Source organism: Silvania confinis, assembly GCF_025564085.1.
Classification (GTDB): domain Bacteria; phylum Pseudomonadota; class Gammaproteobacteria; order Enterobacterales; family Enterobacteriaceae; genus Enterobacter; species Enterobacter confinis.
The window spans coordinates 1-26,047 of sequence record NZ_JAMGZJ010000070.1 but is presented as its reverse complement, the minus strand read 5'-3'; the positions used below and the strand labels follow the sequence as shown (position 1 = coordinate 26,047).

29 protein-coding genes and 2 pseudogenes are annotated in these 26,047 nt (G+C 55.4%); 15 read left to right on the top strand and 16 right to left on the bottom strand.

The window, feature by feature from the left end; all coding sequences use genetic code 11:
- Positions 1-4 precede the first annotated feature (4 nt).
- From M8013_RS06080 to M8013_RS06055, 6 genes are all read right to left on the bottom strand, one after another.
- Complete coding sequence (locus M8013_RS06080; RefSeq protein WP_271266910.1) at positions 5-1,834, bottom strand: dynamin family protein; 1,830 nt, start codon at positions 1,832-1,834, stop codon at positions 5-7.
- Positions 1,835-1,852: 18 nt separating this feature from the next.
- Positions 1,853-2,389 (bottom strand): hypothetical protein, encoded by a 537-nt coding sequence (locus M8013_RS06075; protein WP_271266909.1) that lies wholly within the window; start codon positions 2,387-2,389, stop codon positions 1,853-1,855.
- An 11-nt stretch (positions 2,390-2,400) separates the two neighbouring features.
- Positions 2,401-3,144: a GTPase gene (locus M8013_RS06070; RefSeq protein WP_271266908.1), complete on the bottom strand. Its 744-nt coding sequence runs from the start codon at positions 3,142-3,144 to the stop codon at positions 2,401-2,403.
- 109 nt (positions 3,145-3,253) lie between these two features.
- Entirely contained in the window at positions 3,254-4,177 is a 924-nt protein-coding gene (locus M8013_RS06065) for a WYL domain-containing protein (RefSeq protein WP_271266907.1), read from the bottom strand.
- 279 nt (positions 4,178-4,456) lie between these two features.
- Complete coding sequence (locus M8013_RS06060; protein ID WP_271267039.1) at positions 4,457-4,747, bottom strand: putative quinol monooxygenase; 291 nt, start codon at positions 4,745-4,747, stop codon at positions 4,457-4,459.
- Positions 4,748-4,763: 16 nt separating this feature from the next.
- Positions 4,764-5,765 carry a zinc-binding alcohol dehydrogenase family protein gene (locus M8013_RS06055; RefSeq protein ID WP_271266906.1) on the bottom strand — a complete coding sequence of 334 codons (1,002 nt, stop codon included), beginning with the start codon at positions 5,763-5,765 and terminating at the stop codon, positions 4,764-4,766.
- 111 nt (positions 5,766-5,876) lie between these two features.
- Here M8013_RS06055 and M8013_RS06050 point away from each other — a divergent pair, with 111 nt between their 5' ends.
- Positions 5,877-6,794, top strand: coding sequence for a LysR family transcriptional regulator (locus tag M8013_RS06050; protein ID WP_271266905.1), 918 nt, complete (start codon positions 5,877-5,879; stop codon positions 6,792-6,794).
- Positions 6,772-6,951 (top strand): annotated as a pseudogene (locus M8013_RS06045) (helix-turn-helix domain-containing protein); the annotation flags it as partial. The gene M8013_RS06050 and the pseudogene M8013_RS06045, both read left to right, overlap by 23 nt.
- A 37-nt stretch (positions 6,952-6,988) precedes the next feature.
- Here M8013_RS06045 and M8013_RS06040 read toward each other — a convergent pair.
- Together M8013_RS06040 and M8013_RS06035 are read right to left on the bottom strand one after the other, a co-directional pair.
- A complete protein-coding gene (locus M8013_RS06040) occupies positions 6,989-7,990 on the bottom strand; it encodes a class I SAM-dependent methyltransferase (protein WP_271266904.1) in 1,002 nt (333 codons plus the stop codon).
- A 75-nt stretch (positions 7,991-8,065) separates the two neighbouring features.
- On the bottom strand, positions 8,066-8,590 hold the full coding sequence (locus tag M8013_RS06035; RefSeq protein WP_271266903.1) for a lipocalin family protein: 525 nt from the start codon (positions 8,588-8,590) through the stop codon (positions 8,066-8,068).
- Positions 8,591-8,707: 117 nt separating this feature from the next.
- Between M8013_RS06035 and M8013_RS06030 the strand changes: the two genes are divergently transcribed.
- From M8013_RS06030 to M8013_RS06015, 4 genes are all read left to right on the top strand, one after another.
- The gene (locus M8013_RS06030; RefSeq protein WP_271266902.1) at positions 8,708-9,433 is read left to right on the top strand and encodes a MerR family transcriptional regulator; all 726 of its coding nucleotides are present in this window, start codon (positions 8,708-8,710) and stop codon (positions 9,431-9,433) included.
- A 99-nt stretch (positions 9,434-9,532) separates the two neighbouring features.
- Entirely contained in the window at positions 9,533-9,943 is a 411-nt protein-coding gene (gene uraH / locus M8013_RS06025) for a hydroxyisourate hydrolase (protein ID WP_271266901.1), read from the top strand.
- A gap of 102 nt (positions 9,944-10,045) precedes the next feature.
- Entirely contained in the window at positions 10,046-11,005 is a 960-nt protein-coding gene (locus M8013_RS06020; protein WP_271266900.1) for a YbgA family protein, read from the top strand.
- A gap of 145 nt (positions 11,006-11,150) precedes the next feature.
- Positions 11,151-12,239, top strand: a complete 1,089-nt coding sequence (locus M8013_RS06015) for an AAA family ATPase (protein WP_271266899.1) — start codon at positions 11,151-11,153, stop codon at positions 12,237-12,239.
- A gap of 13 nt (positions 12,240-12,252) precedes the next feature.
- On the opposite strand, the gene M8013_RS06010 is transcribed toward M8013_RS06015, so the two are convergent.
- A complete protein-coding gene (locus tag M8013_RS06010) occupies positions 12,253-13,206 on the bottom strand; it encodes a GlxA family transcriptional regulator (RefSeq protein WP_271266898.1) in 954 nt (317 codons plus the stop codon).
- 26 nt (positions 13,207-13,232) lie between these two features.
- Positions 13,233-14,012: an MBL fold metallo-hydrolase gene (locus M8013_RS06005; protein WP_271266897.1), complete on the bottom strand. Its 780-nt coding sequence runs from the start codon at positions 14,010-14,012 to the stop codon at positions 13,233-13,235.
- Positions 14,013-14,192: 180 nt separating this feature from the next.
- Here M8013_RS06005 and M8013_RS06000 point away from each other — a divergent pair, with 180 nt between their 5' ends.
- On the top strand, positions 14,193-14,441 hold the full coding sequence (locus M8013_RS06000) for a CopG family ribbon-helix-helix protein (RefSeq protein ID WP_271266896.1): 249 nt from the start codon (positions 14,193-14,195) through the stop codon (positions 14,439-14,441).
- 3 nt (positions 14,442-14,444) lie between these two features.
- Positions 14,445-14,720 carry a type II toxin-antitoxin system RelE/ParE family toxin gene (locus M8013_RS05995; RefSeq protein ID WP_271266895.1) on the top strand — a complete coding sequence of 92 codons (276 nt, stop codon included), beginning with the start codon at positions 14,445-14,447 and terminating at the stop codon, positions 14,718-14,720.
- Between the two features lie 13 nt (positions 14,721-14,733).
- Here the strand turns inward: M8013_RS05995 and nlpA are convergent, their stop codons facing one another.
- From nlpA to M8013_RS05975, 4 genes and pseudogenes are all read right to left on the bottom strand, one after another.
- Positions 14,734-15,552 (bottom strand): lipoprotein NlpA, encoded by an 819-nt coding sequence (gene nlpA, locus M8013_RS05990; RefSeq protein ID WP_271267038.1) that lies wholly within the window; start codon positions 15,550-15,552, stop codon positions 14,734-14,736.
- A 130-nt stretch (positions 15,553-15,682) separates the two neighbouring features.
- Positions 15,683-16,080: pseudogene (locus tag M8013_RS05985) on the bottom strand (PIN domain-containing protein).
- Positions 16,077-16,343, bottom strand: a complete 267-nt coding sequence (locus M8013_RS05980; RefSeq protein ID WP_271267037.1) for an antitoxin — start codon at positions 16,341-16,343, stop codon at positions 16,077-16,079. The pseudogene M8013_RS05985 and the gene M8013_RS05980 overlap by 4 nt, the downstream one beginning before the upstream one ends.
- Before the next feature lie 117 nt (positions 16,344-16,460).
- Positions 16,461-17,960, bottom strand: coding sequence for an MDR family MFS transporter (locus M8013_RS05975; protein ID WP_271266894.1), 1,500 nt, complete (start codon positions 17,958-17,960; stop codon positions 16,461-16,463).
- 78 nt (positions 17,961-18,038) lie between these two features.
- Between M8013_RS05975 and M8013_RS05970 the strand changes: the two genes are divergently transcribed.
- The gene (locus M8013_RS05970; protein ID WP_271266893.1) at positions 18,039-18,686 is read left to right on the top strand and encodes a TetR/AcrR family transcriptional regulator; all 648 of its coding nucleotides are present in this window, start codon (positions 18,039-18,041) and stop codon (positions 18,684-18,686) included.
- Here M8013_RS05970 and M8013_RS05965 read toward each other — a convergent pair.
- Positions 18,683-19,102 (bottom strand): GNAT family N-acetyltransferase, encoded by a 420-nt coding sequence (locus M8013_RS05965; RefSeq protein ID WP_271266892.1) that lies wholly within the window; start codon positions 19,100-19,102, stop codon positions 18,683-18,685. The two genes, M8013_RS05970 and M8013_RS05965, sit on opposite strands and share 4 nt — an antisense overlap.
- A gap of 269 nt (positions 19,103-19,371) precedes the next feature.
- On the opposite strand from M8013_RS05965, the gene M8013_RS05960 reads away from it, so the two are divergent.
- Positions 19,372-19,677: a YicS family protein gene (locus tag M8013_RS05960; protein ID WP_271266891.1), complete on the top strand. Its 306-nt coding sequence runs from the start codon at positions 19,372-19,374 to the stop codon at positions 19,675-19,677.
- A gap of 35 nt (positions 19,678-19,712) precedes the next feature.
- On the opposite strand, the gene M8013_RS05955 is transcribed toward M8013_RS05960, so the two are convergent.
- On the bottom strand, positions 19,713-20,660 hold the full coding sequence (locus M8013_RS05955; protein ID WP_271266890.1) for a LacI family DNA-binding transcriptional regulator: 948 nt from the start codon (positions 20,658-20,660) through the stop codon (positions 19,713-19,715).
- A 293-nt stretch (positions 20,661-20,953) separates the two neighbouring features.
- On the opposite strand from M8013_RS05955, the gene M8013_RS05950 reads away from it, so the two are divergent.
- The 5 genes from M8013_RS05950 (at position 20,954) to M8013_RS05930 (ending at position 25,864) form a co-directional block, all read left to right on the top strand.
- On the top strand, positions 20,954-21,268 hold the full coding sequence (locus M8013_RS05950; RefSeq protein WP_271266889.1) for a PTS sugar transporter subunit IIB: 315 nt from the start codon (positions 20,954-20,956) through the stop codon (positions 21,266-21,268).
- An 11-nt stretch (positions 21,269-21,279) separates the two neighbouring features.
- On the top strand, positions 21,280-22,605 hold the full coding sequence (locus M8013_RS05945) for a PTS sugar transporter subunit IIC (protein WP_271266888.1): 1,326 nt from the start codon (positions 21,280-21,282) through the stop codon (positions 22,603-22,605).
- 17 nt (positions 22,606-22,622) lie between these two features.
- A complete protein-coding gene (locus M8013_RS05940; RefSeq protein ID WP_271266887.1) occupies positions 22,623-24,008 on the top strand; it encodes a glycoside hydrolase family 1 protein in 1,386 nt (461 codons plus the stop codon).
- A 10-nt stretch (positions 24,009-24,018) separates the two neighbouring features.
- Positions 24,019-24,321, top strand: a complete 303-nt coding sequence (locus tag M8013_RS05935; RefSeq protein WP_271267036.1) for a PTS lactose/cellobiose transporter subunit IIA — start codon at positions 24,019-24,021, stop codon at positions 24,319-24,321.
- Between the two features lie 163 nt (positions 24,322-24,484).
- Entirely contained in the window at positions 24,485-25,864 is a 1,380-nt protein-coding gene (locus tag M8013_RS05930; protein ID WP_271266886.1) for a carbohydrate porin, read from the top strand.
- Positions 25,865-26,047: the final 183 nt, after the last annotated feature.

Below are 26,047 nucleotides of genomic sequence, written 5' to 3'. Positions count from 1 at the left end.
GGTGCTAGTTCACCTCACGGCTTAAGTGTTTTTCGGCGCTTTCCTTCAGCTTGCTTAACGCCCGCTCAAAGCTCTTAATTTCATCGTTTACGCTGGCACAGGACACTTTCATATCCGCCACTAACGCACTGATCAGCGTCTCGACGTTGTGCGTAATCTGTTTTTCGATGCCGTCGTGATAAAGGCCCAGCACCTCCGTTCGCAGCGCGTTCAGGTTGTCGCCCACCACAAACTCAATGGTGCGTGTGGTTTGCTGAGCGCGGTCTCCCACCATCGAACCAAGTCCCCCGCCCAGCCCGGCTCCGATAGCCGTGCCTAACGGACCACCCAGAATCGTTCCCGCCAGTCCACCGAGCAGCGCGCCCATACCACCGTTACGGCCACGGGTGCTTTTGCTGTAACCATCCGGAATTTGTTCGGTCATTTTTTCAACCGAGAAGGCCGGCAGAGAGAGCGACGAGGAGGTCCAGGTCGAGGTCACGTTCGCTTTAAAATCGGCCATCACATGCGTGAGGATGGTGTCCAGCGCGGAATCCATCAGCGTAGCCATCTGACGATCCCACTGGGTCTTCGCCATTTTTAACGCGGCGTTGATCTGATACTCATCGTCACGGCTGGCTGCCAGCTCGTCGAACCGGGCCTGAATCGCACTGCGCATGGCCGATTGTGCGACGCGAACAGCAGGGACAACCCGCTTATCGAGGTCTGTTTCAAGCTTCGTCAGATTACCGTTTAACTCGCCGGTCAGCTGGTGATATGCCTTAACCCCGGTCAGGCAGTGGGTCAGAAAATTTTTGAAGTTGGTCATCGGCACCGCGCGCTTCATCCGCACGCCCTGCGCCTGAGAAATATCGTGCAGGCGGGCAAACAACTGCCCCATGCCGCTATCGTGGATCGCGGCCTTATCATCCGCATGTAATTCCGCATAGCGTGCAGAAATGGACAAAATATCCACGCGGCTGGCGTCAATATCGCTGCTTTGCAGCTCACCTTTGACAAAATTCTGCTGCAGCACGCGATCCTGCAGCGGTTTCATCACGCAGCGTTCAATAGGTTCGTCTTTGACGTCATCCCAGTCATGCTCCTTTTTATCGCTGCCTGTGAGCAGCAGCATGATATTTTTTTCTTTACCAAACAGCTGGCGGATCTCGTTCAAATCGCTGGCACGGCCTGGCGCATCAGACTTCATGGTGTAGAGGATCAGGTCCGCATGATCGGCATGCTCTCTCGCCAGTTCACCATTTTGTGAACGCACAGAATGCAGGCCAGGCGAATCCACCCAGGTCAGGCCCGGCAGACGGAAGCTCTGGATCGAGCTGGTCGCCTCGGTTGCCCCGACGCGGAATTTGCCCTGCTGCGCCGCTTCGTTGTGCGCATCGCCGTTTTCCGCGTCAGTATTGTCATGGGATTCATACTTCAGCGTGATGTCGTCCTGCTGCTGCTCGCAGGTCGGATCGGTATATCCCCAGGCCATATAATTGCCCAGCGAACTTTTCCCCGACTTCACCTTGCCATAGACATAGACCAGCAGAGAGTCCTCAAAATTTTTGCGAAAACTCAGCCCTTTATTCTGGTTTTCCAGGCTGGCTTTCCAGTCGCTATCCAGTTTTTCCAGCCCGGAGATAAACCCTTTCAGGGACTGGCTGAGTGGGCTGGCGTCCGGCAATCGGGCCCGGGCGTTAGCCAGAAGGCCAGACAGGTTAGAATTAAACTGCTGGTAGTGGGCAGCAAAACGGGTATCCAGCGCCTTTGCCTCATCCAGCGAGGAGTCAAACTGCTGTTGCAGGTTGTTGAAAGAGGCCAGCAGATCCTCGCGCAGCATCTTGTTGTTCATGGTGTTATTCCTGTCTGCTTAGCGAGCTAAATGCTGGCGAATACGTTCAAACTGCTCGCGATAATCCTGCAATTCCTGCAATTGCACGTCCCATTCCGTCATCTCATCAGCAACGTCCTCGAAGGCGTCGGTCATGGTGAGCGTAACGTCATAGCAGGCTTCAAATTCATTGAGGTTCTGGCGCGTTTTGCTATCCAGCATCGAGAGCTCTTCCTTGTCGACAAAATGCTCTGCCACCACGCGTTTGTACTGCTTGCCCGTCTGAAGAATGGCAGCTTTAAACGGCGCCGGGCTTTGATAATTCACCTCTACCCACCCTGACAGCGTTTGCGTAAAGTCGGCGGCACGCCGGGCACCTTCACTTTTTAACGCCGCTTTAATGGACTTGCGTTCTTCCTGCTGTTCCCGCTCGCGACGCTCACGTTCTGCCCGCTCCCGGCGCTTACGCTCTTCGTCATCGCCGTTACCATTCGAACTGTCATCATCACTGGATGCCGCTGCGATCAGAGCGCCGACGCCTAATACCGCTGCGCCAATTAACCACGGTAATGCCATTTTCTCTCTCCTTATACGGCCGGGAATTTATTCAGGGTTTGGGTCATCCACGCGCGGAAGTCATTCATCGCCTTATCAAAAGGCTGAAATCCTTGCTGGATTTGGCGTTCGGCGTGGGCGTATTTTTGCTGGATCGCGTGTTCGGCTTGGGTTAATTCGGCAATGATTTCGTCAATAGCCACCCGCTGGCGCTCACGTTTGACCGCGCTGGCATCGGTATTCAGTGCATCCAGATGCTGGGCCAGATCGTAAAGGTGACTGGCACGGACCAGACCGTCCTTTTTTTGCATGACACCGGCGTGAAAACGCGAGCCGGAAAGGGCATAGCAGCGAGGGGTAAAACCGAGGTCGTCACGACACTGTTCCAGCATGCGCTTTTCAATCGCCGCGATGCCGGTGTCGCTTTCTACATCTGATTTACTCAGGACTAAAATAATATTCTGCTCAGCAAACTGCCCGAAGGAATCTTTAAGTTTGCCTAAAAAATCGACTTCGATTTTTTCCAGTTCACCCTGTGGCTGATGCACAAACAAAACGATATCCGCTTTAGCCGCACCCTGTAGCGCGATTAAATCATCCGCGTTATTCGCATCAAGCCCCGGGGTATCGAGGAAAATAAAATCGTCCGTTTCAAACTCTTTCAGCTCCGCCGTTTCGCGGATGTCATTCGTGCAAAAACATTCGGTCTGAATATGGTTAGTCAGCATATTCAGCAGATAGCTTTTACCTGCATTCATCAAGCCCCAGGCAGCCACAACGGGTTTTCCTGGCGTAATGTTCTGATCCAGTAAAGCATCAGCCTTGAGCAATAACTGCGTGTGGAGAGACGTATTTAAATCAAGCATGAAATAAGATCTCATCAAGTTATAGAGTGATTAAGCTGATCGACTCCGCATCATTCATTTCACTGGCTTTCGCCGTGCGCGACAGAAAATCGTCGGCAAAACTCTCTTTCAGCGAAGCGGGTTCGAGAATACGAATATCGGGGAGCCAGTAGCGTAGCCAGCGGAAGAGCGTGTGTTTATCGTTATTGGTAGTCGCGAGCGTCAGGCTGCCATCCGGGTGCGTTTGCACAATGTGCTGGCTGGGGAACAGCGCCCGGCGGGTGACATATTGCGCGGCATGGGCCGACACCCACAGGGTGGCGTCGATACGTGCGCCAAAGTGGATCCCCGTGGTGGTGTCCAGCTCTTCCCGTACGGCATCATCAGCATAAAAGTGGACGTCGGACAGGTTAAAACGGGTAATGCGCGCCAGCTCAAAGGCCTTCAACCGCCCCGCTTCAACCCCAGCCAGATACCACAAGCCATAATGGTTGATCAGCCGATACGGCTGCACCACGCGCGATTTACCCCGATAGGAAAAGGTGACGGTCTTGAGCGCACTAATGGCGCGATCGAGGTTGTCCATCAGGTCGCTGAGGAGTCGATTTTCCCGACTGCTGGCCCCCCGAATCGTCAGGTTATCAGCGCTTTTCATCCGCTTACGTAACGATCTGCCATCGCTGTGCGGAAACAGATGGGACACGCCGGTAAAACTGGCAAACTCGGCAAGGTGTCCAACGTGCAGGGCCGGGAGCAAGTGCTTGCTGAGCTTGTATCGCCCGGGAGAGACCTCTTCCAGCACATGTGAAAGGCGGGCTAAATCGCGATAGGCCGTGCGCTCGGTGACGTCGAACCGCTCGCAAAACCAGTTTTTATCGATGATATTTCCCTGATACAGCGCGCCAAACGTTTCGCAGAGTCGTTCAATAAGCAGGGAATGCTTGCTCGTAACGCTTTCTTTCATCGTGTCCTGGATCCCTCAGTTCAGAATGCATTTACCATCAGAATCAGGTTTTGAAACCTGCTTTGCATTCAGCTTTAACCATGAATTTAGTAAGCATTAACGGCATAACAGCCGGAAACTTAAGTCAAAATTTTGGCGGTTCAGGTGTTGGAAGGTAATGCGATACACTGACAGGTGGTGTCGGGGAAGCTGAGCCTGCAAGTGAAAAAGCGGGGCATAACGCGGTGTGAAAATGGCAGGGGTTACCTGCCATTTTAGAATTGCGACGAGCTTACGCTATTAAGGCTCCACCGGTGTCAGGTAATCCAGGCGCAGCGGCTCCGCCAGCAGGTCATCCATTTGCAGGATAAAGTCCTGGAAATGCGGCAGCGCAATGTGTGCCTCCAGCCCCTGCTGTCCGCGCCACGACTCCCGGACATAAAAACAGTCTGGCGTGTCGCGCAGCTGAAAAAGCTGATACTCCACGTTGCCGGGCTCCTGTCGGGTGGGGAGCAGCAGCCCCTGTAAGGCGGTTTTCAGCGCTTGCGTCTTTCCGGGTTTGGCTTTCAGCACCGCAATAATGGAGATGATGTCAGTCGATTCCATCTCAGAATCCTTCCAGCACAATCTTGCCGACCGCACGCCCGGTTTCGAGCTGCGCGTGGGCTTTCTGCAGGTTAGCCGCGTTGATCGCGCCGTAATGCTCACCCAGCGTGGTGGTGATGACCTTGTCGTCAATCAGCCCGGCCACGCGCGTCAGCAGCTGATGCTGGGCGATCATGTCGCGGGTTTCAAACATCGAGCGGGTGAACATAAATTCCCAGTGCAGCGAGATGCTTTTCACTTTCAGCGGCCGGGCATCCAGCGTCTGCGGATCGTCAATCAGCGCCAGTTTCCCCTGCGGCGCCAGCGCTTTAACGATCTCTGCGTAATGGCTCTCGGTGCTGTTCAGGCTGGCGACGTGGGTCACCTCGTGAATGCCGATGGCAGCCAGCTCTTCCGACAGTGGCTTGCTGTGATCGATGACGTGATGCGCGCCCGCGTCCCGGACCCACTGCTGGCTTTCAGGCCGCGATGCCGTGCCGACCACGGTCATTTTCGTCAGCTTGCGCGCCAGCTGCACCAGAATCGACCCGACGCCGCCCGCGGCACCGACAATCAGCAGCGTATCGCCTTCGTTACCCTGCTCCTCGATACCCAGACGATCGAACAGCATTTCCCATGCGGTGATCGCCGTTAACGGCAGCGCCGCCGCAGAGGCGTTATCCAGCGTTTTGGGCTTCAGCGCCACAATGCGCTCGTCCACCAGCTGGAATTCGCTGTTGCTGCCTGCGCGGCCTAACGCCCCGGCGTACCAGACTTCATCCCCTGGCGCGAACAGGGTGACCGCCTCGCCCACCGCCGTGACAACACCGACGGCGTCCCAGCCCAGAATGCGCGGCGTCTCGCCCTGAAAACCAGCCCGGACTTTGGTGTCCACCGGGTTAACGGAGATCGCTTTGACATTGATCAGTAGATCGTGACCGGTCGCCACGGGCTGCGGCAGGTCGATCTCCTGCAGGAAGTCGATGTTTTGCGGGGCAGAACGGGTAATGGCAATGGCTTTCATACTTTCTCCGGCGTTAATTCGTTGGATGTATCGCAATAATTTGATGGTAAACGGCGGCCGTCGCAGGAAAAATAGCCTCGCGGCGATAAGACTTATACTCGGGAGAATAAAATGTTTCGGCTTGAGGACCTGGTGCTGTTTGTTCGGGTGTCTGCCCTGAGCAGCTTTAGCGATGCGGCAAGGGAAGCGGGCGTGCAGCCTGCGCAGGTGAGCGCTGCAATCAAACGACTGGAGTCGTGCCTGACAATCCGGCTTTTTGCCCGCTCGACACGCAGCCTGCGCTTGACGCCCGAGGGCGAGGCCTGGTTGCCCTACGCGCGACAGATGCTCGATGCGATGCACGCCGGGATGCAAAAAATCCACACCCCGGATGACGCGATCTCGGGCACGCTGCAAATCGCCGTTCCGTCGGATTTAGGCCGCAACTTACTCCTGCCCGTATTCCAGTCCTTTGGTGAGCGCTATCCGGCGTTACGCCTGCGGCTTTTTTTCTCCGATCAGGTAGCCGATGTCTTTAAAGACCCGGTCGATATCGCCTTTCGCTACGGCACGCCAGAGGATGCGTCGTATATATCCCTGCCCATCGCGCCCGCCAACCGCCGCGTGCTGGTTGCCTCTCCCGAGTGGGTCGCCCGCCACGGTGACGTCCTGCACCCCGATGCGTTAAGTCATCTCAACGCCCTGACGTTTGTCCTGCGCGGGCGCGTTCACGATCGCTGGACATTTTTCCGTCACGATGAGGTCTTAAACGTGAACGTCAGCGGCACCATGATGAGTGACGATGCCGAGGTGATCCGCCGCCTGGCGGTCTCCGGCGCGGGCGTGGCGTACAAATCCTGGCTGGATGTCGCAGAAGATGTCCGCGCCGGTCGGCTGCAGGTATTAATGACGGACTACGAGGGCGAGAAAGCGCCGCTGAATATGATCTGTCCGCACCGCAAGCAGTTATCTGCAGGGGTCAGGCTGCTTTATGAGGCGGTAAAAGCGTGCTGTGAGGGGCAGGCATCTGTCGCAAAAGCAGGTTGCTGAGGTAATGGGGATCAGCCAGCCCGCCATCACTCAACTTGAACAGCGTGGTAATGAGCTTAAAATCGCGACGCTTAAACGCTACATAGAGGCGATGGGCGGGAAACTGAGCCTGGATGTTGAGCTCCCGACAGGAAAACGCGTTGCGTTTCAAATTTAGAACACCGTTGGTGAGGGTGAGCAAAGGATATTCACCCTCATCCCACCCGAATCTCCATCACCGCATAGACCCCATCTTTCGGCACGATTACCGTCACATTTTCCACCGCGATGCCCGCCGCGAGATGGATATCCTGCAGCTGCTGTAGCGTGCGTGGGAAGATCGGCGTCCAGCCAATGCAGCGCAGGGCAAAATCGATTTGCGGGCTGCTGGTCAGCATATTGGAGACCACGATCGCCCCGCCGGGCTTAATCAGCCGCAGAACGTGTTTCAGGAATGTAACCGCATCGGTGTCGTTGAAATATTCGAAAATCCCCAGCGCATCCACCAGCTCGACGTGGCCTTCGCCCAGCTCCTGCACCAGAGCGTCACTGCGGATCAGGGCGTGGATCAGATTACGTTCCAGTATCGTCACCTGCTCGCCGATCTTCAGCCCTTCGGCAACGACCATTTTCTTCGCCCACTGCAGCGAGACCGGATCGTAATCCACCAGCGTCAGATGCACTTTTTGCCCGTCCAGATGCGCATTACGCAGCGCTTCCAGCACCGGGATCGCTGCCCCGCTGGCGAGGCTGACCCAGACGTTGTCGATATCATTACGCAGATAGTTTTCGGCCAGCACCGCCAGCACCCGCGCGCGGGAGCGGATGCCGATGGCATCGTTGGCGTGGATAAACCACTGGCGGCTGTTGCTGTCCATTCGGGTGCCGTCGGGGAGATGTTCATCCAGCGGGTTCTGGATGGCGTACAGCGCCAGCGCCGTCGGCACCAGCCGGGTACGCCAGGCCACAACCGCCGGACGGGTGGCAAAAGCCTGTTCAGACCAGCTGTGCTGGCAGGTGAGGGTCACGTCGCCGCTGGCGTCTTTTTTCACCATCGGCGGCATTAGCTGCGGGTCCGCTTTTAAGGCCTTATCAACGGCGTTCAGCTCACGGGTCACTTCGTCTTTCATCGGCCAACTGTCGCTGACATCAGGAAATGACGCGCTGTGAATGGTCATGGTACTCGGCGCAGTGCCGCGAAAGGGTTGCCAGTGCATATGTTCATCTCCCGTGTGCCCTCAGGGAAGTTTAGTCACTTCCCCGGAGAGCGCCCCAGGAAGAAAGCACGATCTTTACTGCTTCACCCACACCAGCTCATCAACCTTAAAGCCCAGGCTGCGCGCGGTGTTGAGGTAATCCTGTTTCACGGCATCCGGGATGGTTGGCGTACGCGACAGGATCCACAGATAGTCGCGGTTCGGGCCGCTGACCAGCGCGTATTTATAGTCATCGTCCAGCTTGATCACGTTATACCCGCCGTAGAACGGGCCGAAGAACGAGACCTTCAGCGCCGCAGTGGTAGGTGCGCCGGTGAACGAGGCTTTACCCTCACTCTCTTTCCACTCGCCCTTCTCAGGATCATAACCCCGGTTGAGCACGCGGATCGCCCCATCGCTGCGCTTGCTGTAGGTGGCGGTCACCTGCTCCAGCCCGCGTTCAAAGCGATAATCCATACGGGCGATTTCGTACCATTTGCCCAGATAGCGGCTGGCATCAAAGCCCGTAATGGGCTGCACGCCTTTAGGCGGCGTGGGGGATTTACAGGCAACCAGCGTCAGCGCAATGGCGACACCGGTCACAACAGGCCATAGTTTCATCAGAATTCCTTTCATTTGCGCGGTTGGAATTAAAGTGTAGTGCAGCGCGGTGGCGCTTCATCCTGGCGGCAAATATTCGTAGTATATTAAGATTATTCCTCCTCTTCGGGTGCAGGCATGGCTTACTCCATTGGCGAATTCGCCAGACTCAGCGGGATCACCGCCACCACCTTGCGGGCGTGGCAGCGGCGCTACGGCTTACTCAAGCCGCAGCGCACCGAGGGCGGCCATCGCCTGTACAGCGAAGAAGACGTCCAGCAGGCGCTGAAAATCCTCGACTGGGTGAAAAAAGGCGTCCCGCCAGGCCAGGTGAAGGCGCTGCTGGAACGTCCTGCAGCCGGTCGCACCAACAACTGGCAAACCCTGCAGCAGAACATGCTGCAACGTCTGCAGGCGGGTAAAATCGATGCCCTGCGCCAGATGATTTACGATGCCGGCCGTGAGTATCCACGGCCAGAGCTGGTCGCCAACGTATTGCGTCCGCTGCGCAGCCAGATGTCGGCCAACGTACCCGCCGCCATGACCTTGCGCGAGATCCTCGACGGCATCATCATCGCCTACACCTCGTTTTGCCTCGAGGGCGATAAAAAAGCGGCGGGCGACAATATCCTGCTCAGCGGCTGGCACCTCAACGACCCGTGTGAAGTCTGGCTCGAGGCCTTAGTACGCACCGGCCAGGGTCACCGGATCGATATCCTGCCCATTCCCCCCGCCACGCTGGCACCGGAGATTTTCCCGGACCGTAAATGGCTGTTAGTCACCCGCGGTAAACTCACCGCTGCGCGCAAAAAGCAGGTTGAGCAGTGGCAGCAGCAGCTTTCCCTTGAGGTGATTATCCTCTGATTATTTTCTCCTGCGGGAGTTGTCACAGAAAGTTGAATATTTTCCCGCGCCGGGAGTGCTAACGTTTTCCTGTCACTGACGACTTAACAGGAAAACACCATGAAAAAAATGCTCCCTCTGCTGGCCCTTGCCACCCTGGCCTTTGCTCCTGCCGCCTTTAGCGCCCCTGTCGGCACCCTCAGTGTGCATATTCTTGACCAGCAAACCGGCACCCCGCCACCGGGCGTGACCGTCACGCTGGAAAAGCAGCAGCAGAATACATGGACCCCGCTTGCCAGCGGCAAAACGGACCAGGATGGCCGCATTAAATCGCTCTATCCGGCCGATCAGGATATGCAGCCCGGCGTGTACAAAGTGACGTTCAAAACTGCAGATTATTTCCATGCGAACAAGCTGGAATCATTCTTCCCGGAAATCCCGGTGCTGTTTACCGTGACCCGCACCAACGAAAAACTGCACATTCCTCTCCTGCTCAGCCAGTACGGTTACTCGACCTATAAGGGCAGTTAAAAGCCATTGATAATTATCGATAATAAAAAGTAGCCTCGCCAATACCTGGACAAACTCGTCATGTTGTGTAAGTTTTAAAGAAGGGCTCTGGAGGTACACACCATGACAACAAAACCTGTACTCGGTATTAGCGGCTGTTTGACCGGATCCGCCGTTCGCTTTGACGGCGGACATAAGCGGATGGGCTTTGTCATGGATGAGCTGTCCCAGTGGGTGAGCTTCCGGCCGGTTTGCCCGGAAATGGCGATCGGCCTGCCGACGCCGCGCCCGGCGCTGCACCTGACCAAAACCGCTGTCGGCGACATCGGAATGCGTTTTTGCCATGAACCTTATGATGACGTCACGCAAAAAATGGCAGATTTTGCAGCCGATTACCTGCCTAAAATCGGCGATCTGGCCGGGTTTATCGTCTGCGCCAAATCCCCCAGCTGCGGGATGGAACGGGTGCGGCTGTACAATGAAAAGGGCGATCGCGGCGCGAAAGAGGGCGTCGGATTATTTACCGCCGCCCTGCTGGAGATGTACCCCTGGCTGCCGGTAGAGGAAGACGGTCGACTGCACGACCCGGCGCTTCGCGAGAGCTTTATCGAACGTATTTTTGCCCTTTATGAGCTCAACACCCTGCGAGCAAACGGCTTAACCCGCCGCGCGCTACTGGATTATCACAGCCGCTACAAGCTGCAACTGCTGGCGCACGACCAGCCGGGCTATCGCGAGATTGGCCCGTTTGTCGCCCGCATGCACGAGTGGGACAGCCTCGACGATTTCTTTGTCGCCTACCGGGGAAAGCTGATGGCGATCCTCAGGCAGCCTGCCTCGCGCAAGAACCACACCAACGTGCTGATGCACATCCAGGGCTATTTCCGCGAGCAGCTCAACTCCCGTCGGCGCACGGAGTTAAGCGAGGTGATCCTCAACTATCGCAACGGGCTGTTACCGCTCCTCGCCCCCATCACGCTGCTGAAGCACTATCTGGCGGAGTACCCGGATAAATACCTGCAGACGCAAAACTACTTTACCCCCTATCCCGACGCGCTGGGATTGCGGTTGGCAATAGCCTGACCGTAACAATGCGAAGGCCCCACTGTCCTGAGGGGTCCCAACCAGTACCCTTTTTAGACGACACCCTCACTGTCGTCTTTTTTTTGCACTTTGCTTAAAACACTGTAATTCTATACAGGTTTAAACCGTAAATCTGGATACGCCAATGATCAAAACCCTGCACATTCAAAACTACCGTTCCATCCGCGACCTGTCGCTGGATCTGGCGCAGCTCAACATCATCATTGGCCCAAACGGTAGCGGGAAATCAAATATCTATAAGGCCATCCACCTGATGCACAGCGCGGCGCAGGGGCAGTTTTCGCAGGCGCTGGCTGATGAAGGCGGGATCCTGAGGGCATTCTGGGCGGGCAAAACGCGCAGCGACCAGCTGCGGCGCATAAATCTGGCGGTAGAAACAGAGACCTGGGAATACGAATTACAGGTCGGCTTTGTCGAGAAACTGCCTTATCCGTCTCAGTTCCAGCTCGACCCGGTTATCAAAGAAGAATCACTCTGGCTAAGCGGCCACCATCGACGGCCCTCGTCGCAGCTGATGAAGCGTAAAAATCAGGCCGTTTTCCTGAACAATGTGCATCATGAAAAAGTGACCCACAGCGGCACCCTGTACGAGAACGAATCGGTGTTCGGGCAGCTCGGCGAACCGCATCTCTACCCGGAAGTGTCGCAGATGCGCGAGTCCCTGCGTAACTGGCGTTTTTATCATGAATTTTCCGTTTCATCTGGCTCGGCGATCCGTGCCCCACAGCCCGGCTTCCGCTCGCCGGTGCTGGCCAGCGACGGGGCGAACCTGGCGGCAGCGTTTCAGACCATTGTTGAAATCGGCGACGAGCTGTTGCTGATGCGCATCCTCGACCAGGCTTTCCCTGGCTGTGTATTTTACAGCGACAACCCGGATGGACGCTTTCGTATGATGATGCAGCGCGAGGGGTTAAACAGACCGCTGGAGCCTGCGGAGTTCTCCGACGGTACGCTGCGTTTTCTCTGTCTGGCGGTGGCGTTGCTCAGCCCGCGCCCGCCGGCGTTTATCGCGCTCAACGAACCGGAAAACAGCCTGCATCCGCAGATGCTGCCTGCACTGGCGAGCCTGATCGCCGAGGCCAGCCGCTACACCCAGATTTGGCTCACCAGCCACTCGCCAGAGCTGGCAACGCTGATTGAAAAGCACCGGTCGTTTTCACTGTATCAGCTGTCGATGGCGCAGGGAGAGACGAGGCTGGCGCGGCTGGGGTAAGGGATTAACCGGACTATCCTCGCGTGCGGAAGGTTTTCCGCCATTCTGCCGGGCTGACGCCAAAGCGCGCTTTAAACTGCTGCCTGTAGGTCACTGACGAGAGAAACCCCACCTGCTCTGCCACCGCGTCGATCAACAGTGCGCCAGCTTCCAGCAATAGCTGGCTGCGGCGCAGGCGTTCGGCGGTGAGCCAGTCGGTGATGCTCATCCCCGTCGCCTTGATAAAATGACGGGTCAGGGTACGGCGGCTCATTGAAACCACCTCCGCCAGCGAGTCCAGGGTATGCGGTTCGGTGATGTGTTGCTGAAGATAGTCGATCAGGCCGTTAATCCGCGCATCGCGAGTATTTCCAGGCACCGGCTGGGCGATGTACTGCGCCTGCCCGCCTTCGCGATGCGGCGGGACGATCATCCGCCGGGCAATCTGGTTCGCCACCGTACTACCAAAACGCTGGCGAATAATGTACAGACAGCAATCCAGCGCCGCCGCGGTACCTGCCGAGGTAATAATGCGGTCATCATCGACATACAGAGCATTGATATCCAGCCCAACCGCCGGAAACAAAGACTGGAACTGTCGTTCAAACTCCCAGTGGGTCGCCGCACGTTTACCGTCCAGAATCCCCGCGTAGCCCAGCACAAACGCCCCGAGACACAGCCCGACTATCTCCGCGCCGTGGTTTCTGGCCTGCACCAGACTGTCGAGCAGCGTCTGCGGCGGCCGATGAAGGACGTGCGCCCAGTAAGGCACCACCACAATATCTGCCCGCGCGATGGCGCTAAAATCTTCCGTCGCATTGAGGGCGAAACCGTCGCGAGAGGTCAGTATCCCCGGCGTTTCGGCGCAGATGCGCACATCAAAGCGCTTTTCACCGCTGACGCCGTCGCCAAACAAAATGCAGGGCACGGAGTAGTGAAAAGGGCTGAACCCGTCGACGGCAACAATCGCCACAGTTGTTAGCTTCACGCGGCTCTCCTCTGCCCGGTTACTGCTCAGACTATAACGCTTTCTCCGTCCTGCGGAATGGTGACTGCATCACCAATCAGGTTCGCATCGACATATTCACGCAACGCACTGCGCGTCAGCAGGCAATGGTTGATCGCTTCCATGTGGACGGCGACGATTCTGGCCTGCGGCAGCAGGTAGTGCACATTCAGCACGTCCTCCGCACCCATGATGATCGGCCCAAAACCGATCACGTGCGCGTAACCCGCATTCACGACCACCACGTCCGGCTGATGCTGCTCCAGTTCGTTAGCCACTTCAGTGCGAAAAATGGTATCGCCCACGATCAGCAGCGTTTTCTCGTCAGGATGGCGGAACACCACGCCGCAGGCCTCGCCAAGGCGTTCTGCCAGCTCCGGCACGGCGTAAGCGCGGTCGGTGCCGTGTTGACCGCCATGGGTTTTGATGAGCTGGATATCGCCAAACCGGCTGTCGTCAGTCAGCAGGGTGAGATTGTGAAATCCCTGGCTCCGCAATAGCTGGGCATCATTTTCATGCTGTACGAAGATCGGCTTATTTTTGGCAATAAGGTCAATAGCGTACTGGTCCCAGTGGTCGTCATGAGTGTGGGTCACAATCACCGCATCGGCCTCAAGCAGCGTATTGATATCGCATGGCAACTCCACCGTCGGATTACGTATTTCAGCCCTCGCGGTACTGGGAAAACCCGGGTATGCGTCTTTCGGCGCCAGCATAGGGTCAATCAGGAAGCGCTTACCGGCGTAGGTAATGAGCTGCGTCGCGTTACGAATATGGGTGATGTTCATGGCTGTTCTCCGGTATGTAGTGCAGAAAGGATAGCCGGAGAGGGGTTATCAGAATGTGGGCTAAAGGGCATTAAGCGATGGGATTGGGCCAACGTTGCTGAGAGTGATTCCCGGTGCAATTTTCGGCAAAGCTATGCTAATTTAATAAAAGTTATTAACTGTTATTAATTGAGGTCAACTATGGGATCGCATGCTAAACAGACTATCAGCGCTCAAATCCCTGTAGAACTGGCGCTGGCAATTGAAAAGCTGGCTCAGGAGCTGGACCGTTCTAAAAGCTGGATCATCAAAGAAGCGCTAACGTTTATGCTCGCAGAGCGGGAACGTCGTCATAACGATATCCTGGCAGGGCTTGCTGACGTCGATGCCGGACGGGTAGTGAGCCATTCAGAGATAGTGGATTTTGCGGCACGCCTGAAAAAAGAGTAATTCATGGAAATATTCTGGACACGGAAAGCTCAGGACGATCTTGAACGGATTTATCAGTTTGCCATGCAGTACAGCCGTCAACATGCTAACGACGTGCTCGACAGGCTTATTGAAGGTACGACAAGCCTCGGAGATTGCCCTGCCATGGGTGTTGTCGAGGCCCGCTATAAACCGCGCGAAGTCAGGAAAATGATCTTCGATGAGTATGAAGTGCATTATGAAATACGGGGCACTGCGATTTATATAGTGGACCTCTGGCATCGCCGGGAGGATCGCTAGCGCCCCGCCTCTGTTACCAGCCTGGCACGGCCCCGCCGTTAAAGATGGTTTCCGCCGCCTTCGCCACTTCTGGCGACTGATACGACTGGATAAACTCCTTCACGTTCTGGGCATCTTTATTGTCTTCCCGCGTGACCACGATATTCACGTACGGCGAGTTTTTGTCTTCGATAAAGACGCTGTCATGCACCGGCGACAGCCCGGTTTGCTGGAGATAGGTGGTGCTGATAATCGCTACATCCACTTTCGGATCGTCCAGCACGCGCGGCAGTTGCGCCCCTTCCAGCTCCATAATTTTCAGGTTTTTCGGGTTCGCGGTGATATCCAGCGCCATCGGCAGCAGACCGGTATCCGGCTTCAGGGTGATTAGCTTTTCGTTTTGCAGCAGCAACAGCGCGCGGCCGAGGTTTGTTGGATCGTTCGGAATGGCGATGGTTGCGCCGTCTTTCAGCTCGGTCACCGATTTTATTTTGCGGGAATAACCCGCCATCGGGAACACAAAGGTATTGCCGACGGCCACCAGCTTGTAGCCGTGGGCCTTGTTATCTTCGGCCAGGAATGGACGGTGCTGGAAGACGTTGGCATCCAGCTCACCGTGGTTAGTTGCATCGTTAGGCAGCAGCGAGCCGCTGAACCCCACCAGCTCCACGTCGAGGCCAAACTTCTCCTTCGCCACTTTTTTGGCCACTTCTGCCACATCCTGTTCGGCACCGTTAATCACGCCGACCTTAATGTGTTTGGCATCGCTGCCGCTTTGGTCACAACCCGCCAGCAGCAGGCCTGTAAGAAGTAATGCACCCAGACGACGTTTCACCAGACCGTTCCTTTTGATTAATGTTGTCTCGACTATATCGGCAACGCAGCGGCAGGCGAAAAAACGAAAAGGAATCAGTAAGAAGGATAAGTTATATGCGCAGGGTTGCAGTAGGCCCGGCAAGCGGAGCGCCACCGGGCATCAGGGGTCAGGCCGCAGAAGTCCAGTCCTCGACCGTCAGTTCCTGAACCATTCCGAATGCACGATCGTTAGTCACGATGGTCGTGCCCCGACTGAGGGCATGGGCTGCGATTAACTGATCGAGATCGCCCATGACCTTCCCTCGCTTTTCCATTTCGGCGCGGAGTTTGCCGTAAGTGGCTGCGGCATCGCTGTCCCAGTCACAAATGGTGATGTTGCTTAGAAACTCCTTTATCATCTCTTTTAATCCGCTGCTTTGCTTTTTATCGGCACCATAAAGCAACTCCGCTTCGGTGATACTTGAGATACACACATCTGCAGGCCTCAGGTTAGCCATTCGATTTACGACGCCGGGTTGTTTTTAAACAAATGACTCACAATATTCGTATCCAGCATATGTTTCATACCTGAACGCCATCCAGAGGATCTCTCTTTGTAATACTCTGATTTCTTTCCTCTGAACTTAAAAATGAATCAGGTACGGTCGTGTTTTCCAGCATTCTGAAAAATTTATCCCAGCTTTTTTGCTGTGCGGGTATTGCCGCCAAAACAACATTCCCCTCTTCGTCCCGCCGGATATAAACATTCTGCGTATCAAACGCGAACTCGGCGGGCAAAATAACCGCCTGATTTCGCCCCTTTTTGAATAGCTTAGCTTTGCGTTCCATTGCCACCTCTGCCGGTTTATAAACCCGCCCAAAGCATGCGTCAGCGGCAGAGGGGAAGACAAGTCTGGTCATTCAAATTCGGAAAGCGACTCGCAACAAAGAGTTGAACCACTATCTTTACGCCTCACCCCGCCGCAGCGGCGCTTCGCGTAAAAACCACGACAGCACAAACGCCAGCACCATAATGGCGGCCGCCAGCATAAACACGGCATGAATGGCCGAGCCAAATGCATCGAGATAACTCAGCCGCAGAGCATCAGGCAGGTGATGGATCGCCGTCGGATTCAGTTCACGTGGCAGTTCGCTGCCCTCGGGTATCCGTGCCATCAGGCCCGACTGCAATACGTGGGTAAATACCGCACCAAACAGCGCCACGCCCAATGCCCCGCCAATGGAGCGGAATAAGGTCACCCCGGAGGTGGCTACACCGTACTGGCTGGATGAGACGCTGTTCTGTACCGCCAACACCAGCACCTGCATCACCAGGCCCAACCCCATCCCCAGCACGCTGGTAAACAGGTACAGCTGCCAGATCGGCGAATCCACGGTGATCCGCGTCAGCAACGTCATGCCGACCACCCCCAGCAACGTGCCCAGGATTGGGAACACACGGTATTTGCCGGTATGGCTGATGATGCGACCACTGACAATCGAGGTCAGCAGCAGCCCGCCCATCAGGGGGATCAGCTGCAAACCGGCCTGGGTCGGCGTGGCATCTTTCACCACCTGAAGATACAGCGGCAGGAAGGTGACCGAGCCAAACAGCGCCATCCCGATGATAAAACCAATCAAGCTACACAGCAGGAAGCTGCGATCGCGGAACAGCGACAGCGGAATAATCGGCTCCCACGCCAGACGCTCCTCATAGATAAACCCGGCAATGCCCGTCAGGCCAAAGGCCAGAATGCACCACAGCTGCGGGTCGCTCCACTCGCGTACCGTGCCGCCTTCAGTGGTAAACAGGATGATGCACAGCAGTGCCATGCTGAGATAAATCGCCCCCAGATAGTCGATTTCATGTTTGTTGCGCTTCGCGCTGCCGCGGAATACCGCCCCAATCACCAGCAGGGCAAACAGCCCCAGCGGCAGGTTGATGTAAAAAATCCAGCGCCAGGAGGCGTGCTGCACGATAAAGCCGCCGATCAGCGGGCCGATGACCGTCGCCAGGCCAAAAACCCCGCCGAACAAGCCCTGATAGCGGCCACGATCCGCAGGCGGGATCACGTCGGCCACCGCCGCCATGCTGATCACCATCAGCCCACCGCCGCCCAGTCCCTGCAGGGCACGCATCAGCACCAGCTGGGTCATGTTTTGCGCCAGCCCGCACAGAGCAGAGCCCACCAGAAACAGGACAATGGCGATTTGCAGCACGATTTTGCGGCCAAAAAGATCGCCAAACTTGCCGTACAACGGCACCACAATCGTGGAGCTTAAAATATAGGCCGTGACCACCCAGGAGAGTTTATCCAGGCCGCCCAGCTCCCCCACGATGGTAGGCAGCGCCGTGGAGACGATGGTCTGATCGAGGGCCGAGAGCAGCATCACCAGCAACAGCGCGCTGAACAGCAGCCGCACCGAAGGGGCCTTGTGGGTTTGTGTCGATGAATCAGCCGTCATAAAACACCGCTTGAAATTAATTAATGAGATAATTAATATTCAATGAAGTTATGAATTCGGTCAAGGGATCCTCCGCACATGTCAGCACATAAAGATAATTCTGAGCCTCGCCGTCCAGGACGCCCACGCGGTGGTAAACGGGTTACCGCCAGCCGCGAACAGTTGCTGGATATCGCCCTGACCCTCTTTTCCCGTCAGGGGATCGCCAACACCTCGCTGAACGCGATTGCCAAAGAGGCCGGCGTCACCCCTGCGATGCTGCATTATTACTTCAACTCCCGCGAACAACTGCTCGATGCGATGATTGAGGAGCGTTTTCTCCCCTTACGCAGCCGGATCGGCACCCTTTTCGCTGACAACCCGGATTGCCCGGTCCAGACACTGACGCAGATGGTAAAAGTGCTGGCCGAACTGGCCGAGGAGCATCACTGGTTCGCACCGCTGTGGATGCAGGAGGTGATTGGCGAGATGCCGGTTTTGCGCACCCACCTGCAGGCCCGCTTCGGCGACGATAAATATCAGGCAACGATCGCCACCATCAAAGGCTGGCAACAGCAGGGGAAACTCAACCGCGATCTGGAGCCAGCGCTGCTGTTCACCACTTTGTTAAGCCTGGTGCTGGTGCCTTTTTCACGGATGCGCAATGACGAGCGGTTAAACGCCCTCTCGCCTGAAAGCATCGTGCGACATGCGCTGGCGGTGATCGGTGGCGGGATTGGCGCTTAAAGCGCCTTCGACAGGTAATACCGCTGCATGCCCTGATACGGGAAATCGTCCAGCGTCATTTTCAACTGATAGCCCTGCTTTTCATAAAAGGGACGCGCCTGGAAACTTAAGGTATCCACCAGCGCCTGTTGGCACCCCTGGCGTCGGGCTTCCTCTTCTGCCGCACGCATCAGCTGCCCACCAAGTCCGCTGCCACGCGTGTCATCGCATACCCACAGATACTTGATGTCCAGCCATTCCCCCACGCGCCTGCCGATCAGCCCGCCACGCATTTTGCCGCTGTCGTCGCGGGCATATACGGCGATGTCGCTTCCCACGGTGGCAAAATCGAGAAACTGCCCGTTGTAGGCGCGTAAACCTTGTAATAGCTCTTCTTGATCCTGGTCGGTGATGGTGTCGGTTATTGTCAGCTGCATATCATTCTCCCGTTACGCTGTACATGGACTATCTCACACTTAAATCGGCTTAAAAACGCCTTTGCGACCCGCATCACCCTTTGCTGCTCGCTGCATAACGGCCATCACAAAAATTCCTTTCAGGCGTGCCTCTGCGCCAAAAACTGCGGCTACGCTTATTCCTACCCCTGCGCAACTATTGGCAAAATTAATACTTTCGGCTTGGGTCGCAAATGCGGATGTAACTATATATTTCACAGGAATGTGTGTGGTTTTTTCCGGAGGTCATCATGAAGTCAGCACATCTGTTTTGCCTCGTCGTCTGTCTGCTTTTTGCCGCCTTCGTCCATGCGGAGGATGCACAGGAAGTGGATGACCCGGTAAAACTCGAGCAGATGAAGCAGCTGGTGTTGAAGGATGTGAAGAAAGCCTGTGCCCCGCAGCGCAAGCAGAGCAACCAGGAATGGGAAAAAATGATTATGTCTTCCGAGGCCAATCAGATGCTGGTCAGGAATGCGGTGCTGGCGATGAAACGCAATAACCTGGACGGATACTGGGATGCCGTCAGTCGGGTGGACTGCATGGAGGATTACTGATTACGGATTAAGGGGCCATTACGCCCCCTTAATTTTTAGCGCCGCATATCTGGAATAATCAAATCTCCGCGCAGCACATACGAACCCAGCATCTGCGTTTTTTCAGTCAGCCAGCTGACGATCCTTGCGGCCATCGCATCCATCGAGTATTCAATCGCCGGAATGGTCGGGATCCCCGGCAGATGCAGGGAACCGGCAAGGCTGAACACCATGATGTCGCCCGGCACCGATTTATTGAAGGCCTGCAGCTGTGGGATCACCCGCTGTGCCTCCTGCTCGTCGGCCACCAGTAACGCATTGAAATTCAGCGTGCTGGCGTTATGCAGCAGTTCCTGTAAGGCCACTGACGATGAGGTGGCTTCCATAAAGACCAGGTTGCGATTAAACGGCAGAAAGTTTTTTTCCAGCGCATGTTTGTAACCCAGCAGTATCTGGTCAGCGAAACCGCTGCCCTGAGGCTGGATAAGGGCAATCTGACGTCGCCCCTGGCTGGCTAAAAAAGTGCAGGCGGTTTCTGCGGCAAACGCATGGTCAAACTGGATGCTGTTGACGTTATCCGACTCCATGCAATCCACCAGGATGACGTTCTCCTGCTCGATCTGCAGTGGGAAGCGTGCACCAATAATCAGAATGTCATCGCACAACCCGCAGGAGAGTTCATCCAGCGCGTTCATGACTTCGGTTTTGGTGTTGGCGAAGCGAAGCAGCAGGTGCTTCTGATGCTGGCTGAGGTGTTTTTCCAGCGCGTACAGATAACCGGTGGTCTGGTTAACGTTGTCCTGCGCGCAAATCACCCCGATACAGCCGGTGGACTGGCTCAGCAGTGACTGGGCAATAACATTTGGCCGATAGTTTAACTCATCGACCGCTTTCAGTACGGCCAGGCGGCTAGCTTCCTTCACGCCGCGCGACCCGCTCAACACCCGTGATACCGTGGCTTTTGACACCCCGGCCAGACGTGATACATCGTTGATTGTAGACATCTTTATCCCCTGACAGGTCGCTCCTGGCACCTGTAATTCCTAATCCCGCATCGGCCATATTATAGCCAGTCAGGAGTATATCTGTTTCCGTTTTCCATGGAAACCGATTTTCCGTTTCCGTCCATTTGATGCAAATCACGCCAAAATTCGTGACCGAAATCCGATATCCAGACCCCATAAGCAATGGATCTTGATGGGTGTCACACTTCTGTCTTATATCAATGGAAACCGGTTTCCATATGTTATCCAATCATCTCCGCAATAACTTATTACATTTTGAGGATGGGATGTCGATGTTCAAGATTATGCTGTGCTGCTCTGCCGGGATGTCCACCAGTTTGCTGGTGCGGAAAATGGTCGAAGTCGCAGAAGAACGCGGTTTACCGGTCAAAATTGATGCCTACGGCGTATCCGAATTTGATACGCAGTTTCCGCAATACCAGGTCGTGCTTCTCGGACCGCAAGTCAAATACATGTTAAAAACGCTCTCAGACAAGGCTGCTACGCAAGGCGTCCCGGTACAAGCCATTGATATGATGGATTACGGTATGCAACGTGGTGATAAAGTGCTGGACTATGCTCTGTCGCTCATTGAAGCGGCACATTAAAAGGTGTTCTCATGAGTTCGTTATATCAATCTATGGTTGCCGTCATTGAGCAGTCCATCGCCCCCCTGGCGGGCAAGCTGGGCCAGCAAAAATACGTGATTGCTATCCGCGACGGCTTTACCGCCGCGCTGCCGTTTATGATCATCGGCTCGTTTATGCTGGTGTTTATCTTCCCGCCGTTCTCAGCGGACACCACCAACAGCTTTGCCCGCGGCTGGCTCGATTTCTCCGAGACCTATCGCGAACAGCTGATGCTGCCGTTCAACCTGAGCATGGGGGTAATGACCTTCTTTATCTCAGTAGGAATTGGCGCCAGCCTCGGTCGTCAGTTTAATCTCGACCCGGTGATGTCCGGCCTGCTGGCGTTTATGGCGTTTCTGCTGGTGGCGGCACCTTATGCCGACGGCAAAATCTCCACCCAGTATCTGTCGGGTCAGGGCATTTTCACCGCGCTTATCACCTCTATCTACGCCACCCGCGTGTATGCCTGGCTGAAAGAGAAAAAAGTCACCATCCGTCTGCCGAAAGAAGTCCCAACCGGCGTGGCGCGTTCGTTTGAAATCCTGATCCCGGTGGTTGTGGTGATCGGTACGCTGCACCCGCTGAACCTGTTTATCGAAGCCCAGACCGGGATGATCATTCCGCAGGCCATTATGCACCTGCTGGAGCCGCTGGTATCAGCGTCTGACTCCCTGCCAGCCATTCTGCTCTCCGTCCTGCTGTGCCAGATTTTCTGGTTCGCCGGGATCCACGGGGCGCTTATCGTCACCGGTATCATGAACCCGTTCTGGATGGCGAACCTGTCCGCTAACCAGGCTGCACTGGCTGCCGGAGCTGCTCTGCCGCACGTCTATCTGCAAGGCTTCTGGGATCACTACCTGCTGATTGGTGGTGTGGGCTCAACGCTGCCGCTGGCCTTCCTGCTGCTGCGCAGCCGCGTAACCCATCTGCGCACCATCGGCAAAATGGGCGTCGTCCCAAGCTTCTTTAATATCAACGAACCGATTCTGTTCGGTGCCCCGATCATCATGAACCCGATGCTGTTTATCCCGTTCGTGTTCGTGCCGATGATCAACGCCTGTCTGGCGTATGGCGCGACCAAACTCGGCTGGCTGGCGCAAGTTGTGTCACTGACGCCGTGGACCACTCCGGCACCAATTGGCGCCTCCTGGGCGGCAAACTGGGCCCTGAGTCCCGTGGTGATGTGCTTCATTTGTATGGCGATGTCGGCGCTGATGTATTTACCGTTCCTGCGTGCTTATGAACGTTCTTTGATGAAAAACGAAGAGCAAAAAGCGCAGGCAACTGTGGGTGCTGCTGAAACCGTCAGTAACTAAGTCAAAGAGGACGTTTTATGAAATATGCATTTCCCGAGAACTTCTGGTGGGGTAGCGCGGCTTCCGCATTGCAAACCGAAGGGGAAAGCCAGGGCAATGGCAAAGGATTAACCACCTGGGACCACTGGTTCAAGGAGCAACCGAATCGCTTTCACAATGGGGTGGGGCCGCAGAATACGTCCACGTTTTATCAGAACTGGAAAGCGGACATTCAGCTGTTAAAGCAGCTGAACCACAATAGCTTTCGCACCTCGATAAGCTGGTCGCGTCTGATCCCGGAAGGCATCGGTGAAGTGAACCCGGAAGCGGTCGCATTTTACAATCAGGTGATCGACGAACTGCTGGCCCAGGGCGTGACGCCGTTTATGACCCTGTTCCACTTCGACATGCCGATGGCGATGCAGGAGATTGGCGGCTGGGAAAACCGGGACGTGGTGGCGGCCTATGCCCGCTACGCCGAGACCTGTTTTGAGCTGTTTGGCGATCGGGTGATGCATTGGTTTACCTTCAACGAGCCGATTGTGCCGGTAGAGGGCGGGTATCTTTATGACTTCCACTACCCGAACGTGGTCGATTTCCGTCGTGCGGCAACCGTGGCTTACCACACCGTGCTGGCACATTCGCAGGCGGTTCGTGCTTTCCGCGCCGGGCATTTTGCCGGTGAGATTGGCATCGTACTGAACCTGACGCCGTCGTATCCACGTTCGCAGAATCCGGCGGATGTGAAAGCGGCGCACCACGCCGACCTGCTGTTTAACCGCAGCTTCCTCGACCCGGTGCTGAGCGGTGAATATCCGGCGGATCTGGTGGCATTGCTGAAAGCGTACGATCAGCTGCCTGCCTGTCGGCCAGAAGACAGCGCGCTGATTGCCGACGGCAAAATCGATCTGCTGGGGGTGAACTACTATCAGCCGCGTCGGGTGAAGGCACGCGACTCTGCCGTGAATCCGCTGGCGCCGTTTATGCCGGAGTGGTTCTTCGACAGCTACGAAATGCCGGGACGCAAAATGAACCCGTATCGCGGCTGGGAAATTTACGAGCCGGGTATTTACGATATTCTCGTTAATCTGCGCGATAATTACGGCAACCCACGCTGCTTTATTTCTGAAAACGGCATGGGCGTCGAAAATGAGCAGCGTTTTATTGAAGACGGTCAGATTAACGATCAATACCGTATCGAGTTTATTTCCGAACACCTTAAATGGCTGCACAAGGGTATTAGCGAAGGCTGTAATTGCCTGGGTTACCACATGTGGACATTTATTGATAACTGGTCGTGGTGTAATGCGTATAAAAACCGCTACGGTTTTGTCCAGCTGGATATTATCACGCAACAGCGCACCATTAAAAAGAGTGGAGAATGGTTTGCCGCCACGTCTCTGAATAATAGTTTCGATATATAGAGAAAAGATGATGATTGCCTTAGAAGAAGCCGTAATGGAAATCATCGTCAATGCTGGTCAGTCGCGCAGCCTGTGCTTTGAAGCACTGCATGCTGCGCGGCAGGGCAACTTTGACGAAGCGAAAAGCCTGCTGCGCGAAGCCGATGGTTACTCGCGCCAGGCGCACCACATGCAGACCAAACTGATCGAGCAGGACGCGGGTGAAGCCCGTCAGCCGATGACCTTAATTATGGTGCATGCTCAGGATCACTTAATGAACTCGCTGCTGGCCCGTGAATTATCCGAAGAGATTATTCACCTGTACCAGCGCTAATTAATTAAATATCAGTGATGGAGAAATCGTTACGATAATAGTGTAAAGCCTCTGTACCTATAAAATATCAACCCCCCTTATTTTGGTGATAGCGACTTATTAAGTCTCTCCAGAATGGGATGGTTATTGTCTGAATAAAATTTAACTATATATTGAGATAACCATGCATATGATTAAAAAACTTCCATTAACAATGGCGGTTCTCGCCGCGCTTTGCCCGATTTCTGTCCTCGCACAGGATTTCACTCAGGAGCAAATCGACGCCATTGTGGCCAAAGCGGTGGATAAAGCGCTGACCGATCGTCAGGCTAAAATAGATGCTGCAGTCGACAAAAAAGCCGACGTTATTACCGAGCCACAAAGCACCGCGCAATCTCCAGATTTGGCGATCCCGTTTGGGATTAAATTTACCGGTTATGCTCGCTATGGCGCGCACTTCCAGGCCGCCGATCAAAAATACGTGGCCGTGGACGGCTCCTACAACGGCGCCTCCGCCATTGGTCGTCTCGGTAACGAAGGCAACGGCGGTGAGTTCCAGCTCTCCAAAGCGTTCAAGAGCGCAAACGGTGCCATCTGGGACGTCAACGTGATGATCGACCACTGGGGCGACGAAGTTAACCTGAAAAAAGCCTACGCAGGCGTGACCAACGTGCTGGAATCCAACCCGAATGCCTATCTGTGGGCCGGTCGTGACTTCCACCAGCGTCCGCAACAGGGCATCAACGACTACTTCTGGATGAACCACGACGGCCAGGGTGCCGGGGTGAAGAACTTCGACATCGGCGGTATCCAGTTTGACGTCGCCACCGTAGCAGCAGTCGAATCCTGTAGCCCTGAAGTGATGAATGACGAGGCCAACCCCTCGCGCATCACCTGTACCGGCGGTTCCGGTACCGGCGACAAAGGCAACTACGCCGCGACCTCAAAAATTCACGGCATGAAGCTCGGTCCGTTGGATCTGGAAATCTACGCCAACTACGGCTTTGACTCGAAAGGTATTGATACCCAAGAGCGAATGAAAGCCTGGCAGGGCGGTGCGGTCATCAGCCACACCAACGACAGCGGCGTAAACAAAGTGATCGCCCGCTACTCGGATAACTCAGACAACAGCGTATTCAATAAAACCGAAGACCTGACCACAGTGTATGCCAGCTTCGAAGGGCTGCATAAATTCACCCAGGCCACCCAGGTTGAGTACATTCTGGCCTTCCACGACTTCGACAACAGCCGCGACAAGACCGACAACCGCAAAAACTACAATGCGATCGTCCGTCCAATGCACTGGTGGAACGACGTTCACTCCACCTGGCTGGAAGCAGGCTGGCAGCATGTTGATTACGACAACGGCGGCGATAACAAAGGCTGGAAGCTGACCCTGTCGCAGAACATGTCTATCGCGATGGGCCCGGAATTCCGTCCGATGCTGCGCTTCTACGTTACCGGCGGCAAGGTGGATAACGAACGCACTGCCCGCGTGAACAACACCAAAGACGAGACGCTGGACGACTTCAACGTCGGCGCGATGTGGGAAGCCTGGTTCTAAGATAAAAGCAAAACGGCAACGAAAGTTGCCGTTTTTAGTCTTTTCGCCCTCTCCCTGTGGGTGTACAGACCGGGGACATGGTAAACAGGTGTTCGGGGACATGGTGAACACTTTTTAACACCCTTTACCCATGGTGATCGACTTTTTCTTCAGGTCGATCACCCCCACTTTCGTGCTGTACCA

Coding starts and splice junctions, on each gene's coding strand:
- M8013_RS06050 (WP_271266905.1), top strand. CDS start 5,877: ATGTTTCGGCTTGAGGACCTGGTGCTGTTTGTTCGGGTGTCTGCCCTG.
- M8013_RS06065 (WP_271266907.1), bottom strand. CDS start 4,177: ATGAAAGAAAGCGTTACGAGCAAGCATTCCCTGCTTATTGAACGACTC.
- M8013_RS06075 (WP_271266909.1), bottom strand. CDS start 2,389: ATGGCATTACCGTGGTTAATTGGCGCAGCGGTATTAGGCGTCGGCGCT.
- M8013_RS05965 (WP_271266892.1), bottom strand. CDS start 19,102: ATGCAGCTGACAATAACCGACACCATCACCGACCAGGATCAAGAAGAG.
- M8013_RS05980 (WP_271267037.1), bottom strand. CDS start 16,343: ATGGAACGCAAAGCTAAGCTATTCAAAAAGGGGCGAAATCAGGCGGTT.
- M8013_RS05945 (WP_271266888.1), top strand. CDS start 21,280: ATGAGTTCGTTATATCAATCTATGGTTGCCGTCATTGAGCAGTCCATC.
- M8013_RS06015 (WP_271266899.1), top strand. CDS start 11,151: ATGATCAAAACCCTGCACATTCAAAACTACCGTTCCATCCGCGACCTG.
- M8013_RS05955 (WP_271266890.1), bottom strand. CDS start 20,660: ATGTCTACAATCAACGATGTATCACGTCTGGCCGGGGTGTCAAAAGCC.
- M8013_RS05960 (WP_271266891.1), top strand. CDS start 19,372: ATGAAGTCAGCACATCTGTTTTGCCTCGTCGTCTGTCTGCTTTTTGCC.
- M8013_RS06020 (WP_271266900.1), top strand. CDS start 10,046: ATGACAACAAAACCTGTACTCGGTATTAGCGGCTGTTTGACCGGATCC.
- uraH (WP_271266901.1), top strand. CDS start 9,533: ATGAAAAAAATGCTCCCTCTGCTGGCCCTTGCCACCCTGGCCTTTGCT.
- M8013_RS06080 (WP_271266910.1), bottom strand. CDS start 1,834: ATGAACAACAAGATGCTGCGCGAGGATCTGCTGGCCTCTTTCAACAAC.
- M8013_RS06040 (WP_271266904.1), bottom strand. CDS start 7,990: ATGCACTGGCAACCCTTTCGCGGCACTGCGCCGAGTACCATGACCATT.
- M8013_RS05995 (WP_271266895.1), top strand. CDS start 14,445: ATGGAAATATTCTGGACACGGAAAGCTCAGGACGATCTTGAACGGATT.
- M8013_RS06035 (WP_271266903.1), bottom strand. CDS start 8,590: ATGAAACTATGGCCTGTTGTGACCGGTGTCGCCATTGCGCTGACGCTG.
- M8013_RS06030 (WP_271266902.1), top strand. CDS start 8,708: ATGGCTTACTCCATTGGCGAATTCGCCAGACTCAGCGGGATCACCGCC.
- M8013_RS05975 (WP_271266894.1), bottom strand. CDS start 17,960: ATGACGGCTGATTCATCGACACAAACCCACAAGGCCCCTTCGGTGCGG.
- M8013_RS05950 (WP_271266889.1), top strand. CDS start 20,954: ATGTTCAAGATTATGCTGTGCTGCTCTGCCGGGATGTCCACCAGTTTG.
- M8013_RS05930 (WP_271266886.1), top strand. CDS start 24,485: ATGCATATGATTAAAAAACTTCCATTAACAATGGCGGTTCTCGCCGCG.
- M8013_RS06000 (WP_271266896.1), top strand. CDS start 14,193: ATGGGATCGCATGCTAAACAGACTATCAGCGCTCAAATCCCTGTAGAA.
- M8013_RS06055 (WP_271266906.1), bottom strand. CDS start 5,765: ATGAAAGCCATTGCCATTACCCGTTCTGCCCCGCAAAACATCGACTTC.
- M8013_RS05970 (WP_271266893.1), top strand. CDS start 18,039: ATGTCAGCACATAAAGATAATTCTGAGCCTCGCCGTCCAGGACGCCCA.
- M8013_RS05935 (WP_271267036.1), top strand. CDS start 24,019: ATGATTGCCTTAGAAGAAGCCGTAATGGAAATCATCGTCAATGCTGGT.
- M8013_RS05940 (WP_271266887.1), top strand. CDS start 22,623: ATGAAATATGCATTTCCCGAGAACTTCTGGTGGGGTAGCGCGGCTTCC.
- M8013_RS06005 (WP_271266897.1), bottom strand. CDS start 14,012: ATGAACATCACCCATATTCGTAACGCGACGCAGCTCATTACCTACGCC.